The 15968-nt window shown below is 72.2% G+C and carries 10 protein-coding genes; 3 read left to right on the top strand and 7 right to left on the bottom strand.

All coding sequences use genetic code 11. The features are described 5' to 3' along the window. Window positions 1–22: 22 nt before the first annotated feature. From ACFC0D_RS12340 to ACFC0D_RS12310, 7 genes are all read right to left on the bottom strand, one after another. A complete protein-coding gene (locus tag ACFC0D_RS12340; protein WP_376433914.1) occupies window positions 23–5302 on the bottom strand; it encodes an amino acid adenylation domain-containing protein in 5280 nt (1759 codons plus the stop codon). Window positions 5303–5378: 76 nt separating this feature from the next. Then, the gene (locus tag ACFC0D_RS12335) at window positions 5379–6080 is read right to left on the bottom strand and encodes a gamma-glutamyl-gamma-aminobutyrate hydrolase family protein (RefSeq protein ID WP_376433912.1); all 702 of its coding nucleotides are present in this window, start codon (window positions 6078–6080) and stop codon (window positions 5379–5381) included. Beyond that, complete coding sequence (locus ACFC0D_RS12330) at window positions 6077–7465, bottom strand: hypothetical protein (RefSeq protein WP_376433910.1); 1389 nt, start codon at window positions 7463–7465, stop codon at window positions 6077–6079. The genes ACFC0D_RS12335 and ACFC0D_RS12330 overlap by 4 nt, the downstream gene beginning before the upstream one ends. Then, on the bottom strand, window positions 7462–9840 hold the full coding sequence (hypF, locus tag ACFC0D_RS12325) for a carbamoyltransferase HypF (protein ID WP_376433908.1): 2379 nt from the start codon (window positions 9838–9840) through the stop codon (window positions 7462–7464). Before hypF ends, ACFC0D_RS12330 begins: the two co-directional genes overlap by 4 nt. 13 nt (window positions 9841–9853) lie before the next feature. Beyond that, the gene (hypE, locus tag ACFC0D_RS12320) at window positions 9854–10879 is read right to left on the bottom strand and encodes a hydrogenase expression/formation protein HypE (protein ID WP_376433906.1); all 1026 of its coding nucleotides are present in this window, start codon (window positions 10877–10879) and stop codon (window positions 9854–9856) included. Window positions 10880–10964: 85 nt separating this feature from the next. After that, window positions 10965–11549 (bottom strand): isochorismatase family cysteine hydrolase, encoded by a 585-nt coding sequence (locus tag ACFC0D_RS12315; RefSeq protein WP_376433904.1) that lies wholly within the window; start codon window positions 11547–11549, stop codon window positions 10965–10967. A 131-nt stretch (window positions 11550–11680) separates the two neighbouring features. After that, window positions 11681–13081: a condensation domain-containing protein gene (locus ACFC0D_RS12310; RefSeq protein ID WP_376433902.1), complete on the bottom strand. Its 1401-nt coding sequence runs from the start codon at window positions 13079–13081 to the stop codon at window positions 11681–11683. 287 nt (window positions 13082–13368) lie between these two features. On the opposite strand from ACFC0D_RS12310, the gene ACFC0D_RS12305 reads away from it, so the two are divergent. From ACFC0D_RS12305 to ACFC0D_RS12295, 3 genes are read left to right on the top strand one after another with little or no spacing between them, the layout of a single operon-like run. Continuing rightward, complete coding sequence (locus ACFC0D_RS12305; protein WP_376433900.1) at window positions 13369–14031, top strand: DUF4097 family beta strand repeat-containing protein; 663 nt, start codon at window positions 13369–13371, stop codon at window positions 14029–14031. A gap of 41 nt (window positions 14032–14072) precedes the next feature. Then, entirely contained in the window at window positions 14073–15053 is a 981-nt protein-coding gene (locus ACFC0D_RS12300) for an ATP-binding cassette domain-containing protein (RefSeq protein WP_376433898.1), read from the top strand. After that, window positions 15050–15835, top strand: coding sequence for an ABC transporter permease (locus ACFC0D_RS12295; RefSeq protein WP_376433896.1), 786 nt, complete (start codon window positions 15050–15052; stop codon window positions 15833–15835). Before ACFC0D_RS12300 ends, ACFC0D_RS12295 begins: the two co-directional genes overlap by 4 nt. The last annotated feature ends 133 nt before the right edge of the window (window positions 15836–15968 follow it).

Below are 15968 nucleotides of genomic sequence, written 5' to 3'. Positions count from 1 at the left end.
CCGGGGCGCCGGCCGGCACGGCTCAGCCCTCGGCCAGCAGCGCGGCGACTTCCGCGTCGGTCAGCGAGGCCAGCTCCGCCAGCGCCCGCTCGACCTCCTCGTCGTCGGCCGTCTCGATCCGGCCGGTACGCGCCTCGTCCGCGATGCGTTCGACGGTCAGCTCACCGCTGATCAGTCCGGCCAGCGGCAGTTCCAGACCGAAGGCGGCACGGACCCGCACCACGATCCGGGTGGCCTGCAGCGAGTGACCGCCGAGCGTGAACAGGTCGTCGGTCACCGACACCTCGGGCAGTCCCAGCACCTCGCACCAGATGCGGGCGACCTCGCGCTCGAAGGGGTCCCTCGGTGCGACGGCCGCGCTCTCGCGGCGCACACCGGGCTCCGGCAGGCCGCCCCGGTCCAGCTTCCCGTTGGCACCGGTGGGAAGTTCGGCGAGCCAGACGAAGGCGGACGGGATCATCGCCGCCGGCAGCCGCTGGGCCAGGTGGCCGCGCAGCTCGGCCGTCGGGACCTCGTCCCCGGCGGCCACCAGATAGCCGACGAGGGCCGGTTCGCCCGCCACGGTGCGTACCACGACGGCGACTTCGGCGAGCGCCGGATGGCCGCCGAGCACGGCCTCGACCTCGGCCGGCTCCACCCGGTGGCCCCGGATCTTCACCTGCCCGTCGAGACGCCCCAGGAAGTCGATGGTGCCGTCCGGCGACCAGCGCGCCCGGTCCCCGGTCCGGTAGAGCCGCCCGCCGCTCGCGAACGGGTCCGGTACGAACCGCTCGGCGGTCAGCCCCGGCCTGCCGAGGTAGCCGCGGGCCACCTGGACGCCGCCGATGTGCAGCTCGCCCGGCACTCCGACGGGCAACGGCGCGCCGCGCTCGTCGAGCACGTACAGCCGGACCCCGGGCGCCGGTGCGCCGATCGGCAGCCGTACCCGGTCCGTCCCGCCGGGCTCCACCGCGTACGCCGTCACCTCGATCGCGGCCTCGGTCGGCCCGTACAGGTTGTGCAGCTCCACTCCGGGGAGCAGCGCGTGGAACCGCGCGGCGACCGCGGGCGGCAGCTCCTCGCCACTGCACACGACCCGGCGCAGCACGCGCGCGCAGTCGGCGGCGGCGGGCTCCTCCAGGAAGGTCCGGAGCATCGACGGCACGAAGTGGCAGGTGGCGACGGATTCCCGCTGGATCAGTTCGGCGAGGTACGTGGGGTCCTGGTGGCCTCCCGGGCGGGCGAGGACCATCGTGCCGCCCGCGCTGAGCGGCCACCACAGCTCCCAGCCGGAGACGTCGAAGCCCACGGGGGTCTTCTGCAGGACGGTCTCCCCCGGCGCGAGCCGGTGGGCGCGCTGCATCCAGTCCATCCGGTTGACGACGCCGGCGTGCTCGTTCACCACGCCCTTGGGGCGTCCGGTCGAGCCGGAGGTGTGCAGGACGTACGCCATGTTCCGCGGGGACGACACCGCTTCGGGGCGGACCGTCGGGCGGTCGTCGGCCGCGCCCTCGTCGAGGCGGATCACGACGGGTCCGCCGTCGGCGGCGACCGCGTCGACGAGCGTTCCGGCGGCCAGTTCGCCGGTGGTGAGCAGGACGGCGGGCCGTACGTCCTCCAGCTGCGCGGCGAGCCGGGCGGCGGGGTAGCCGGGGTCCAGCGGCAGATAGCCGCCGCCGGACTTGAGGACGCCGAGCAGGGCGGCGACCAGCTCGGGGCCGCGCGGCAGGCAGACGGCGACGGCCTGGTCGGGCGTGGTGCCGAGGTCGCGCAGCAGCCAGGCGATCCTGTTGGCGCGCGCCTCCAGTTCGCCGTAGGTGAGCCGGGCGTCATCGGCGACGACGGCGAGCGCGGCGGGGTCCCGGTCGGCCTGCCGCTCGAACGCCTGGTGCAGCAGCTCGGCGGGCGCCTCGGGGCTGGGAGCGCCGCTCAGCTCGTCCACGATCCACCGGCGGTCGGCCTCGGGGAGTACCGGCAGGTCCGCGGCGAGCGTGCACGGCGGGCGGGGAGCGGCGTCCAGGAGGGTGGCGAAGCCGTCGAGGAGCCGGCGGACGGTGTCCTCGGTGAACAGGTCGGCCGCGTAGACGACATGGCCGGCGAGCCGCCCGTCGGGCTGCTCGGTCAGATGCAGGGAGAGCTCGAACTGTGCGCCGGGTGCCGGGAGTTCGAAGGGCTCCGCGTGGACCTCGCCGGCCTGCCAGGCGGCCAGCGGGGTGTTCTGGAGCGCGAGCGCGACGCGCACCAGCGGCGGCCGGCCGCCGGACCGCTCGGCTCCGGCCAGGCGCACCATCTCGTCGTAGGGGAAGTCCTGGTACGGGTAGGCAGCCAGGCACAGCTCCCGGACGCGGCCGAGCAGCTCGCCGAAGGTCGGGGTCCCGGACAGGTCGACGCGCAGCGGCAGGGTGTTGACGAAGAGGCCGAGAGCGTCGGCGGTGCCGGGGCGGTTGCGGCAGGCCGCCGGCGTGCCGACCACCACGTCGTGCTGGCCGGTCCAGCGGGACAGAACGGTCGCGAAGGCGGAGAGCAGCACCATGTACGGGGTCGCGTTGCGGGCGGCGCCGTAGGCCTTCAGTCGCTCGGCCTGCTCGGTGCCGACCTCGAACGGCAGCGCGGCGCCGCGCCAGGACTGGCTGCTGGGCTGGGGGACGTCGAGCGGGAGTTCCAGTGCGGCGGCGCCGTCGAGGGCACCGCTCCAGAAGGCCTCGGCGGCGGCGCGCTCCGCCTCCCCGTACTCGTACGGACGGACGGTCGGCAGGGGCCCGGGCAGCGGGCGGCCGGCCAGGGCGTCCCGGTAGGCGGCGCCGAGCTCGCGCAGCAGCACGCCGAGCGACCAGCCGTCGACCGCGATGTGGTGCGCGACGATCCCGAGGCACCACTCGTCGGCCGAGAGCCGCACCAGGGTGGCGCGCAGCAGGGAGCCCGACGCCAGGTCGAAGGGGGCCTCGGCGAGCGCGTCGAGCGCTGCGCGGCACGCGGCCTCGCGGGCGGCGGCGGGCTCCGCGGACACGTCCACGACCGGGACGTCCAGCGGTTCCGCGGGTCGGGCCGAGACCATCAGGGTGCCGTCCTGCGCGGCGTGGAAGGCGGCGCGCAGGGCGGGGTGGCGGGCGACGAGTGCGCCGAGGCAGCCGGTGAGCAGCTCGGCCGAGACCGGTCCGCGCAGCCGGACACCACCGGCGATGTGGTACGCGCTGCCCGCGCCCATCTCCGCGAGGAGCCACATCCATTCCTGGGCGCGGCCGGCTCGCACGGGGGCGCCCGGGTCGGTCGGGACGTCGTCGCGGGCGGCGGCGCGCGCCGCACCGGAGGAGGTGGGGGCCGTGGGGGGCCGCCATGCTTCGAGGCGGTCCTCCAGCTCCGCGGTGGTGATGCCGTCGAGCAGCCGCTCGACGGGTACTTCGGCGCCGGCCGACACGTGCAGGGCCGCGGCCAGCCGGACCGCGCGCAGCGAGTCCAGGCCGAGGGCGATGAGCGGCATCGTCCGGTCGAGTTCCGCCGCCGGCGTGCCGATCACGACGGCGACGGCCTCGGCGACGACGGACGGGGCAGCGGTGGAACCGGCCGGGACGGCGGTGTCGGCGGATGCTCCGGAGGGGGCCGTGGGCCGCGGCGCTGCGACCCGCTTGAGCCCGTCGGAAGACCACAGGTCGCGGCAGGTGGAGCGGCGGATCTTGCCGCTGGTGGTGCGGGGAATGGTGCCCAGGCGCACGAGCGCGATGTCGCGCGGCGCCAGGCCGTGCTCGGCGGCCACGGCCTCGCGTACGGCGGCCAGGACGCCGGGTGCGTCGTCGGGGGTGAACCCGCGGGCCACCTCGTGGACGAGGACGACCTGTTCCTCGCCTCCGTCGTCGACGGAGAAGGCCGCGGATCGGGTCGGCTGGAGTAGCGGGTGGGCGCGCTCGGCGGTCTGCTCGACGTCCTGCGGATAGTGGTTCCGGCCGCGCACCACCATCAGGTCCTTGATGCGGCCGGTGATGAACAGCTCGCCCTCGGTGGTGAACGCGAGGTCTCCGGTGCGCAGGAACGTGTGCCCCGGGTGGGCGTCGAGCGTGGCCTCGAAGGTGCGGGTGGTCTCCTCCGTACGCTCCCAGTACCCGGCGGCGACGGACGGGCCGCTGATCCAGACCTCGCCCACCTCGCCCTCGGCGCAGGGCTGTCCGTCGGCGACGACGAGGACCAGGTCCTCGCCCTGCGGGGTGCCGCAGCCGGTCAGCGAGAGACGGGGCCGGGCGTCGTCGCCCGCGGGTTCCGCGCTGCCGCGTTCGAGGGCGGCGCGGTCGAGGTCGAGGACGGTGGGGGCTCCCCCACGGGTCGGGCCGCCGGTGGCGAACAGCGTCGTCTCCGCCAGGCCGTAGCAGGGGTGGAAGGCGCGCGGGGAGAATCCGGAGACCTCGAACGCGGCGGCGAACTGCGCCATGGTGGAGGGGCGGACGGGCTCGGCGCCCATCATCGCGTGGCGCCAGCTGGACAGGTCGAGCGCGGCCCGGTCCTCCTCGCCGATCCGCCGGACGCATTCGAGGTAGGCGAAGTCGGGGGCGGCGGAGACGGTGCCCCGGGTGCGGCTGATCGCGTCCAGCCAGAGCAGAGGCCTGCGCAGGAACGTCATCGGGGCCATCAGGACGCTGGGGAAGCCGGCGTACAGCGGCTGCAGGATGCCGCCGATCAGCCCCATGTCGTGGTACGGCGGGAGCCAGCTCACGCCCCGGCTGTCGGGGCCGGAGCCGACGGCCTGCCCGATGGTGGCCGAGTTGTGCACCAGGTTGTCGTGCCGGACCATCACGCCCTTGGGGCGGCCGGTCGAACCGGACGTGTACTGGAGGAACGCGAGCGAGTCCGGCCGGGGCCCCCGCCCGTCCCACGTCTCGGCGAGCTCCGCGGGCAGCTCGTCGGTGATCAGCCAGCCGGGGAACGCGGTGGCCGACAGCTCCGGGTACTGCGCGTCGAGGGCGGTCGCGGTGGCCCGGTCGCTGAGCGCGAGCACCGCCCCGGCGTCGGTGGCGGCGGCCAGCACCATCGGTACGCCGTGCCGACCCGCCGGCAGGTGGACGGGGACGGCGACCACTCCCGCGTACAGGCAGCCGAGGAATCCCACCACGTAGTCCACGCCCGGCGGGTACAGCAGCACCGCCCGCTCGCCGGCGAGTCCGCGCTCACCGAGCGCGGCGGCCACCGTCCTGGCCCTGCGGTCGATGTCCGCGTAGCTCAGGACGAGTTCGCCGGTGTCGGCGAGGAACTCGAAGGCCGTGCGGTCCGGTGTGCCGTCCGCGCGATCGCGCAGGATGTCGACGAAAGTCCCGCCGCGGGGACGGAGCGCTGAGTGCACGGTGGTGCTCCTGGGGTAGCTGCGGCCGTACGCCGTGACAGCGGGCCGGTCGGGGAAGGGGCTGGTCAGGCCGGGTTCACAGCAGGACCGGGGCGGCACACGCCGCCACGAACGTGCTGAACAGGTGGTCCTCGTGGGCGACTTCGGGATGCCACTGCACGCCCAGGACGAACCGCTTGGTCGGGTCCTCGACCGCCTCGGCGAGGCCGTCGTCGCTGAGTCCGGTGACCCGCAGGGAACCCGGGTCGGCGACGCCCTGGTGGTGGTGGGAGTTGACGACGGCCTCGGCGCCGTAGACGGAGGCGGCCAGGGAGCCCTCGGTGAAGCGCACCGGATGCTCGCCGAACACACCGGGCTCCGGAAGGTGCCCGGTGTGACCGAGCACATCGGGCAGGTGCTGGTGGAGCGTGCCGCCGTAGAGGAGCGTCAGCAGCTGCAGGCCTCGGCAGATGCCGAGGACCGGCAGGTCGCGCTCCAGCGCGCCGCGCAGCAGAAGCAGCTCGCCGGCGTCCCGGCCGAGGGCCGGCGGGTCGGTGCGCGGGTGGCGGGGCTGCCCGTAGCGCTCGGGGTCGATGTCGGCGCCGCCGGGCAGCATCAGCCCGTCGAGCCGGTCGAGGACCGCGTCGTCGAGGTCGTCGGGGGGCAGGACGACGGCCCGGCCGCCGTTGGCCGCGATCCCCCGCACATAGCTCTGCTGGATCATCGTCGCCTGGGTGTCCCAGATGTCCCACCGGGCGCGGTCCTGGTAGGCGGCGATGCCGATGACGGGACGGCTCATCGCGTACCGCCTCCGACTCCGGCGGGGACCGGGGCGGGCAAGGCGTCCGGCGAGACCGTGCGCAGCGACGAGGCGCACAGCGCCAGCGCGTCCTGGAGCAGCGGGGAGTCACCGGCGAGCGGAGCGCCGTACGGGGTGCGGGTGCGCAGGGCGGCGACGCGGCGGGCGAGCTCGTCCGCCGGAACCGTGTCGCGCACGGCGGCCACGAAGACGTCGGCCAGTTCGGTGAAGTCCTCGCCGGAAAGGCCCTGGTAGGTTGCCTCGTTGAGACCGATGCGGACGCCCTGGCCGGTGAAGCCCGGCAGGCCGGCCATGAAGTTGACCCGCAGTCCGGCGGCGAAGAGCCGGTCGCTGGCCACCTTCGCGGGGACGCCGTCCGCCTCGGGGTCGAGCCACAGCTGGTGGCCCGCGGAGTAGCCCCGGTCGGCGGCCACCACGGTCAGTCCGCGCTCGGTGAGCAGCTGCCCGAAGCGGCGGGTGTGGGCGACGACGGCGCGGGCGTAGTCGGCGCCGCCGAAGTCACGGAACTCGAGCAGGGAGATGCCGAGGCTGATCGTCGCCGCGAAGTGGTGGTTGCTGATCATGAAGTCCTGGGTCTCGCGTATGCGCCGCTCGACCTCCTTGTTCCGCGTCAGCAGAACGGCCTTCTGCGGGCCGGGGAACGTCTTGTGGGTGGAGCCGCCGAAACTGTCCGCGCCCTCGTCGAGCGGGTTGCGGAACACTCCGGCGAGCACCAGGCCCAGCCAGTGGCTGGCGTCGACGTGCACCAGCGTCCCGGGGCTCACCCGGCGGACCGTGGCCACCAGGCTCGCGACGTCCAGGGGGAAGAGGCAGTGCGACTGGTCGACGTAGAGCAGCGTCGGGCGGACCCGGCCGAGGAGCTCGGCGGCGTGGTCCAGGTCGAGCGCGTGGGGGTCGTCGCCGGTCAGGAACTCGACGCGCAGACCGAGGCGTTCGGCGACCTGCGGGGTCGCGTAGTGGCCGCCGAGGTCCGGGCTGATGGTGACGACGGTGGAGCCGGGCTCGCCGCCGAGGGTGGCCAGCGCCAGGGTCATGGCGTTGAGGCCGCTGAGCGGGCGGACGGTGACGTAGTCGGCGCGGCCGAGCTCCTCGAGGAGCGGGACGGTGAGGCCCATCTCCAGGTCGCGCAGGTGCTGGGCGCCGCGGAAGTGCCAGCCGTCCGGGTTGTCGCTCTCGTTGAAGAAGTAGCGGTGGTACGCGTCGAGCATCATCGGCAGCTTGGCGATACCGGACATGGCCGTCTCGGAGGGGACCATGCTGAGGGTGCGGTTCGCGTGCTCCTCGTTGCGCACGAGCAGCCGCATGACGTCGCCGAGGGTCGGGCTCTCGTACGGCATGGTCTTGTCCTTTCCATCGGTGGTCACGGGTGGGTGGTCCTCTCGTGCAGGCGGGCGCCGGCGACCATCACCTGGCCGAGCGCGATGCCGCCGTCGTTGGTCGGGACCTGCTGGTGGACGTACGCCTCGAATCCCGCTCTGCGCAGCTCGACCAGGCAGTTGACGAGCAGGAACTCGTTGAGGAACACGCCGCCCGAGAGCACGACCTGGGTGGTGCCGAGCGTCCGGCGGATCTCCTCGCACCGCTCGGTCACCATCGCGACCACGGAGGAGTGGAAACGGCGGCTGACGACTTCCACGGCGGTGCCGCGCGCGAGGTCCGCCGCGATCTCGCGGACGACCGGGCGCGGGTCGATCTCGACCACGCCGTCCCGTTCGCCGCGGCCGAAGGCGTACGGCTCGGCCAGGGTGAGGTCCCGGCCCAGCAGACCCTCCAGCTCGATGGGTCCCTGCGCCTCGTACTCGGCGTGGGAGCAGATGCCGACCAGCGCGGCGACACCGTCGAAGAGGCGCCCCATGCTGGAGGCGAGCGGGGCGTTGATGGAGCGCCGCACCATCGTGGTGTAGACGTGCCGGGCCTGCTCGTCCAGGGCGTGCAGGGCGGGGAAGGCCGCGTGGGCGGCGTCCGGGTCGTCGAAGGCGTCGAGGGCGAGGGCGAAGCCGGTACGGATCGGCTCCGTGACGGCCTTGTCTCCGCCGAGCAGCGGGATCGGCCGCAGATGGGCGGCGCGGTCCACGGAGGCGAAGGAGCCGTGCAGGAACTCTCCGCCCCAGATGGTGCCGTCCTCGCCGTAGCCGGTGCCGTCGAAGACGACCCCGAGGGTGGCGCCGTCGAGCCGGTTCTCCGCCATGCAGGAGGCCATGTGGGCGTGGTGGTGCTGGACCGGGAACACCTCGCGCGACGCCTCGTCGTCGGCGAGGACGCGGGAGCGGAAGGAGGGGTGCATGTCGACCGCGACGACGGCCGGCTCCAGCTCGTACAGCTCGGCCAGATGGGCGGCGGTGTGCCGGTGCGAGGCGAAGGTCTCGTCGTTCTTCAGATCGCCGATGTGCTGGCTGACGTAGACCTCCTGGCCGGAGCCGAGCGCCACGGTGGTCTTCAGCTCGGCGCCGTACGCGAGGATCTGCGGCAGGTCGCCGGCGACGGGGACGGGGTACGGGGCGTAGCCGCGGGCCCGCCGGACGAAGCCGACGAGCGGCTCGGCGAGCTCGGGGTGGACCGAGCGGCGGACGACGGAGTCGTCGACCCGGATGTGGATGTCGCGGTCGTGGTGCAGGACCAGGTCGGCCACGTCGAAGAGGTCGCGCAGCGCCTCGTCGTTGCGGTAGGCGATGGGGCTGCCGGAGATGTTGCCGCTCGTCATCACCAGGACGTCGAGTCCGGGCCGTTCGAGCAGCAGATGGTGCAGCGGTGCGGAAGGCAGCATCACACCGAGGTTGGGGTTGCGCGGAGCGATCGACTCCGGAAGGTCGAGTCCGGCGGCCTTGCGCAGCAGGACGACGGGGCGGGCCGGGGAGCCGAGCAGCTCGCCGTCGCCCTCGTCCAGCTCCACGAAGCGGGCGGCGGAGGCGATGTCCTCCACCATCAGCGCGAAGGGCTTGGAGTCGCGGCGCTTGCGCCGGCGCAGCAGGGCGACGGCTTCCGCGTTGCGGGCGTCCGCGACCAGGTGGAAGCCGCCGACGCTCTTGACGGCCACGATCCGGCCGGCGGCCAGGGCCGCCGTGGTCGCGGTCAGCGCCTCGTCCTCCTGGGCGATCTCGCCCTCGGGCGAGGACAGGGTCAGCCGGGGCCCGCAGTCGGGGCAGGCGTTCGGCTGGGCGTGGTACCGCCGGTCCGCGGGGTCCTCGTACTCCGACCTGCACCGCTCGCACATCCGGAAGACCGCCATGGTGGTCTGTTCCCGGTCGTACGGCAGGTGCCGGATCAGCGAGTAACGGGGTCCGCAGTGCGTGCAGTTGGTGAAGGGGTAGCGGTGCCGGCGGTCCGCCGGGTCCCGCACCTCCGCCAGGCACGCGTCGCACACGTGCGAGTCGGGCGCCACGATGGTGCCGGCCCGGCCGTCGCGTACGCTCTCGCGGATCTCGAACCCGCTGTACGCGTCGGCCGGTGCCAGGTCGTCGCGGCTCTCGATCCGCACCTCGTTGACCCGCGCCAGCGGCGGGGCCTGGGTGCTCAGCGCCTCCTGGAAGGCGCCGAGCACGTCGGACGGTCCGCACACCAGAGTCTGCACACCGTGGTTGTCGTTGAGCACCCAGCCGGTCAGTCCGAGTCGGTGGGCGAGGGTGTGGACGAAGGGCCGGTAGCCCACGCCCTGCACCACGCCGTTGACCCGGATCAGCCACTGGCTCGGACGGGAGTCGTGGACGCTCTCCACGGACCCGGTGTCGGTGATCTGCTGCACTGGACCGCTCCGCTCAGCAGAGACGCGGGAGTTCCGCGCCCTGCAGTTCCTCGATCGTCTGGACCTTGCCGTCGGCGCCGGTCATCTCGACCGCGGCCTCGGCCCGGTCGGTGATCTCGCCGATGACCACGGCCTGCTTGCCGTACGGGTGCGCGTGCAGGGCGGCCAGGACCTCGTCCACCGCCTCGGGGGCGACGAAGACGGCGAGGCAGCCCTCGTTGGCGGCGTTGATCGGGTTGATGCCGAGCATGTCCGAGGCCATGCGGGTGGCGAACTCGATCGGCAGCGCCTCCTCCTGGACCGAGACGACCCGGCCGACGGCCGAGGAGTACTCGTGCAGGACGGCGTTGAGGCCGCCGCGCGTGACGTCGCGCATGGAGTGCACCGCGCCGCGCTCGATCAGCTCGTCGAGGCCGGCGATCATCCCGTTCAGCGGCGCGCAGTCACTGAGGACGTTGGTCTCGAAGCCGAGGCCCTCGCGGACGGACAGCAGGTGGACGGTGTGGTTGCCGATCGGACCGCTCAGGATGATCCGGTCGCCGGGGCGGACCGAGGTCATGCGCAGCGGCTCACGGTGGAAGACGCCGACGCCGGTGGTGTTGAGGAAGATCTGGTCCGCCTCGCCCACGCCGACGACCTTGGTGTCACCGGCGACGATCTTGACGCCGGCCTCCTTGGCGGTGTCCCGGATCGACTCCAGGACGCGGTGCAGGGTGGAGATCGGCAGACCGGTCTCCAGGATCATCGCCAACGTCAGGTACTCGGGCTTGGCGCCGACCACGGCAAGGTCGTTGACCGTTCCGCAGACGGCGATCTTCCCGATGTCGCCGTTTCCGAAAAGCGGCGGGTCGACCACGAAGGAATCGGTGGTCAGTGCGATGTTGCCGGCCGGGACCGGCAGCATCGCACTGTCTTCCATTTCCCCTGTGTAGACGTCCCCCAGCACATCCACCACGAAATCGACCAGCTCCCGACTGAGTCGGGCCCCGGTGCCGTGGTCAAGGACGATCTTCTGATCCAGCAAGGACTTCGTGCTCATTGCAGCGAGCCGTCTCTTTCGGCTGTAGGTGGATGGCGAGACGGAGGAGGACCCTGCCGTCTGCCGGTTGTTCAGGAATTCCGGGTCACGGGGTCTGGACGACCTTGCGGGGCAGCGCGCCCTCGCTGTCGATCACGCGCAGGATCTCGGCGGAGTCGACGACCGTCGCGCAGTAGCCGGCCAGCCAGTCCAGGGCGCGGACCTTGTCGGCCTCCTTGGCGGAGACGACACAGTCGCTGGGGACGTAGACGTTGTAGCCGCGGAAGAAGGCGTCGGCGGCGGTCGTCTGGACGCAGATCTGGCCCTGCATGCCCGTCACCAGGACGGTGTCGACACCGAGCGCCTGCAGGCGCTCGTGCAGGTCGGTCTCGTAGAAGCCGCTGTCCTTGTTCTTCTCGACGAGGATGTCGGTGTCCTCCAGGAAGACCGGGAGGATCTCCGCGCCCTTGCTGCCCTTCTGCGAGGGGACGATGCCGTTGTGGAGCTCCACGTTCGGGTCGTCGGGCAGGTTGATCAGCTGCAGGTGGACGACGTGGTGACCACGCTTGCGCATCTCGTGGAGGAAGCCGGAGAAGGCCGGGGTGGCCTCGGTGACGGCGTCGATGCGCTCCTGGTTCTTGTGGACCATGTCGTACTGGAGGTCGTTGGTGAGAACAGCGATCTTGCTCATTCGTATCTCCTCGAAAAGCGAGCGTGGATTCCTCGTGGAGCTTCTCCACGAGGCGCATTCCATGGGCCGAAGAATCTCCCGGAAACCAGGTCCTGAAGTAGTCGGGGAAACCCCCGACCCCGGCCCCGACATCACCCGAAGACTCGACGCTCCGGGGTGTGTGCCATTTCGGCCAGAAGGCCGTGGTATTCCCGCATCAGTTCATCGATGCGGCCGGCGGTGAACTGCTCGGTGCGGTAGAGGACGATGCAGTGGGCGCGCTCGGCGTCGTGGCGCAGCCGGATGTTGAGGGGACGCAGCACGTGCTGCCGTTCGGGGATCAGCGGCTCCATCCGCAGGTCCCCGAGGCTGTCCGGGGTGTCGAACTCCTCCTCCGCGGTGAACTGCACGTGGAACAGCCGGGCCAGCAGCCCCGGGTCCGGCAGGTGCGGCTCCAGCAGGTGCGGCGGCAGGTCGTGGCGGGCGAAGTCGGCGGCCGTGCCGGCCTTGATCTGCTCCAGGAGCTCGCCGAGCGTCGGGTCGGCGGACAGATCGGTGCGGACGATCACGTCGTTGGAGAAGTCCGCGACGAGATCCCGGACATCGCTGGTGTCGCGGAACGAGATCGGCGCCCGTACGCAGATGTCCCGCTGGCCCGAGCGGCGGGCGAGCAGCGCCGTGAAGGCGGCGAGGCCCACCGTGTACAGCGTGGTGGCACGCTCGGTCGCGAGCCGGCGGATCGCCGCGTACAGCTCGTCGGGCATCGGTACGTCGACGCCGGTGCCCCGCTGGGAGGGGACCGGGGGCAACTCCAGGTCGGCGGGGAGCACGGCCGGTTCGGCTCCCGCGAGCCGCTCCGTCCAGTAGGCGATCAGCTCGGCGCCACGCGGCCCGTCGAGCCGCTCACGGTGCCAGGCGGCGAAGTCGGCGAACTGTACGCGCAGCGGCTCCAGAGGCGCGGGTACGCCCGCCTGGGCGGCGGTGTAGTGGGCGCCGAGGTCGCGTACGACGACCTCCACCGTCCGGGCGTCACCGATGATGTGATGCACCATCAGGAAGACGATGTGGTCGTCGTCGGCGAGCCGGAGCAGCTTCAGTCGGGCGAGCGGCCCGTGCTCCAGGTCGAAGGGCCGGTCACCCTCCTCCCACACGAACGCCGTGAAGTCCTCCGGGGCGGCCGCGTCGATCACCTCGACCGGCAGCCGCAGAGCCGGGGCGACCACCTGGGTCAGCACCCCGGCCTCCACCCGCAGCGAGCTGCGCAGGGTCTCGTGCCGGGCCACGACCGCGTTCCAGGCCTCCTCCAGGAGCGGGACGTCCAGCACGCCGTACAGCCGTACGGCGGCCAGGATCGCCGGAGCGGGCCCCGCGCCGCCCGCGAGCCCCTCCCACATGCCCTCCTGGGTCACCGCGGCCCGGAACCTCAACTCCCCCGCCGGCCGCGGGAGCACCCGTATGCCGTCGGTGGCGGCCCCCTGCCGGCGACGCATCAGCGCCGCCTCGAGGCGGGCGCGGGCCGCCTGATCCGTCCTGTCCAGCTGTGCTCGCGTCATATACCGATGGGATCAACCCGGCGGCGCCCCGGGCAGTCAGGAGGATCCCCGACGACCGCGGCCCGAGCGCTGCCGTCGTAGCGTTCACCTGCAGCCCATTGCAACGTCGAGACCGGAGCTCGTTGCGTTATCTTTCAAAGTGTTGCAACGATTTCCCTACCTTGACCTGCAGCGATGACGATCCTGCGCAACGTATGTGTTGCTAGACTTGTGAACGCAACGTAGCTTTTCCCTCATCGGAAACAGCGGGCGATCGGAACGCCCGCCGCAGAAGAAGGAGAAGCACCATGCAGAAGTTCGACACCCCCGCCCCGGTCTCCACCGTCCTCGACATCCCCGCCGGACGCGTCCAGATCATCGCCGCCGACCGCACCGACACCACCGTCGAGATCCGGCCCGCCAACGCCTCGAAGAGCCGCGACGTGAAGGCCGCCGAGCAGACCACCGTCGAGTACACCGACGGAGCCCTCAAGATCGCCGTCCCGGCCAGGAACCAGTACCTCGGCCCCTCCGGCTCCATCGAGGTCACCGTGCAGCTGCCCGCCGGCTCCCACATCGACGCCAAGGCGGCAAGCACCGAATTCCGGGCCGTCGGCCGCCTCGGCGACATCGCCTTCGACGGCGCCTACCAACACATCAAGATCGACGAAGCAGCGAGCCTCCGCCTCACCGCGACCGACGGCGACGTCGAGGTCGGCCGCCTCGGCGGACCCGCACAGATCACCGCCATGCGCGGCGACATCCGGATCGCCGAAGCCAACCGCGGCAAGGTCGTCCTGAACACCCGCTGCGGCGACATCACCGTCGGCGCCGCCACCGGAGTCTCCGCCTCCCTGGACGCCGGCACCTCCTACGGCCGCGTCAGCAACCACCTCAAGAACAACGGCACCACCCAACTCGCCATCCACGCCACCACCTCCCAGGGCGACATCGCCGCCCACAGCCTGTGACCCACAACCCCCGACCCACAGCACCGACAAGGAGCACCACCATGACGAACCCCGCCATCGCGGCGAACGGACTGCGCAAGTCCTACGGCGACAAGGTCGTGCTCGACGGCATCGACCTGGCCGTCCCCGAAGGAACCGTCTTCTCCCTGCTCGGCCCGAACGGCGCCGGCAAGACCACCGCCGTCAAGATCCTCTCCACCCTCATCACCGCCGACGCGGCCTCCGGCGAGATCCACGTCGGCGGCCACGACCTCGCCGCCGACCCGCAGGCGGTGCGGGCCGCGATCGGCGTCACCGGGCAGTTCTCCGCGGTCGACGGCCTGATCACGGGCGAGGAGAACATGCTCCTCATGGCGGACCTGCACTGCCTGTCCAAGCGCGAGGGACGGCGGGTCACCGCCGAACTGCTGGAGCGCTTCGACCTGGTGGAGGCCGCGAAGAAGCCCGCCGCCAGCTACTCCGGCGGCATGAAGCGCCGCCTCGACATCGCCATGACGTTGGTCGGCGACCCGCGGATCATCTTCCTCGACGAACCCACCACCGGCCTCGACCCGCGCAGCCGCCACAACATGTGGCAGATCATCCGCGAGCTCGTCACCGGCGGCGTCACGGTCTTCCTCACCACCCAGTACCTCGAGGAGGCCGACGAACTCGCCGACCGCATCGCCGTGCTCAACAACGGCAGGATCGCCGCCGAAGGCACCGCCGAGGAACTCAAGCGACTCGTCCCCGGCGGACACGTCCGGCTCCGCTTCACCGACCCGTCCGGCTACCAGGCCGCCGCGTCCACCCTGCGCGAGGTCACCCGGGACGACGAGACGCTGGCGCTGCAGATTCCCAGCGACGGCAGCCAGCGCGACCTGCGCTCCATCCTCGACCGCCTCGACGCGGCCGGCATCGAGGCCGACGAACTGACCGTGCACACCCCCGACCTCGACGACGTGTTCTTCGCCCTGACCGGCCCGACCACCATCCCCAGCCAGCCCAACCAGACCAACCAGCCCAAGGAGAACGTCCGATGAGCTCCCTCTCCCTCGCCGTGCGCAACTCCTCCACGATGCTGCGCCGCAACCTGCTGCACGCCCGGCGCTACCCGTCGCTGACCCTGAACCTGCTGCTCACCCCGGTCATGCTGCTGCTGCTCTTCGTCTACATCTTCGGCGACGTGATGAGCGCCGGCATGGGAGGTGCCGACCGCTCCGCCTACATCGCCTACGTCGTCCCGGGCATCCTGCTGATGACCATCGGATCCACCGTCATCGGCGCCGCGGTGTCCGTCGCCACCGACATGTCCGAGGGCATCATCGCCCGCTTCCGCACCATGGCCATCCACCGGGGCTCCGTGCTCATCGGGCACGTCATCGGCAGCGTCCTGCAGTCGGTCGCCAGCGTGGTCCTCGTCGGCGCCGTCGCCGTCGCCATCGGCTTCCGCTCCACCGATGCCACCCTCCTGGAGTGGCTGGCCGCCTTCGGCCTCCTCGCGCTCTTCGCGCTGGCCCTCACCTGGATCGCGGTCGGGATGGGCATGGCCAGCCCGAACGCCGAGGCCGCCAGCAACAGCGCGATGCCCCTGATCCTCCTGCCGCTCATCTCCAGCGCGTTCACCCCGATCGACGCGATGCCGGGCTGGTTCCAGCCCATCGCCGAGTACCAGCCCTTCACCCCGGCCATCGAGACCCTGCGCGGCCTGCTCCTCGGCACCGAGATCGGCCACAACGGCTGGCTCGCCCTCGCCTGGTGCCTGGTCCTCGCGGGACTCGGCTACCGCTGGTCGACCGCCTCGTTCAAGAACGACCCGAAGTAATCGGCATGAACCCGCGGGCCACCCCCGCAACCCGTCCCGCCCCAGGGCGGCGCACCCCGACACCACGTCGGAGTACGCCGCCCCGTCGGCTTTCCCGGCCGCCCCGTCGCCGACGGCGGATCCGTCGATCCCC

The organism is Streptomyces sp. NPDC056222 (assembly GCF_042264065.1).
Classification (GTDB): Bacteria; Actinomycetota; Actinomycetes; order Streptomycetales; family Streptomycetaceae; genus Streptomyces.
This window is presented reverse-complemented; position numbering and strand designations above follow the sequence as displayed.

Excerpts from the sequence above, each read along its gene's own strand:
- ACFC0D_RS12335 (WP_376433912.1), bottom strand. The coding sequence starts at position 6,080 with ATGAGCCGTCCCGTCATCGGCATCGCCGCCTACCAGGACCGCGCCCGG.
- hypE (WP_376433906.1), bottom strand. The coding sequence starts at position 10,879 with ATGAGCACGAAGTCCTTGCTGGATCAGAAGATCGTCCTTGACCACGGC.
- ACFC0D_RS12315 (WP_376433904.1), bottom strand. The coding sequence starts at position 11,549 with ATGAGCAAGATCGCTGTTCTCACCAACGACCTCCAGTACGACATGGTC.
- ACFC0D_RS12310 (WP_376433902.1), bottom strand. The coding sequence starts at position 13,081 with ATGACGCGAGCACAGCTGGACAGGACGGATCAGGCGGCCCGCGCCCGC.
- ACFC0D_RS12305 (WP_376433900.1), top strand. The coding sequence starts at position 13,369 with ATGCAGAAGTTCGACACCCCCGCCCCGGTCTCCACCGTCCTCGACATC.
- ACFC0D_RS12300 (WP_376433898.1), top strand. The coding sequence starts at position 14,073 with ATGACGAACCCCGCCATCGCGGCGAACGGACTGCGCAAGTCCTACGGC.
- ACFC0D_RS12295 (WP_376433896.1), top strand. The coding sequence starts at position 15,050 with ATGAGCTCCCTCTCCCTCGCCGTGCGCAACTCCTCCACGATGCTGCGC.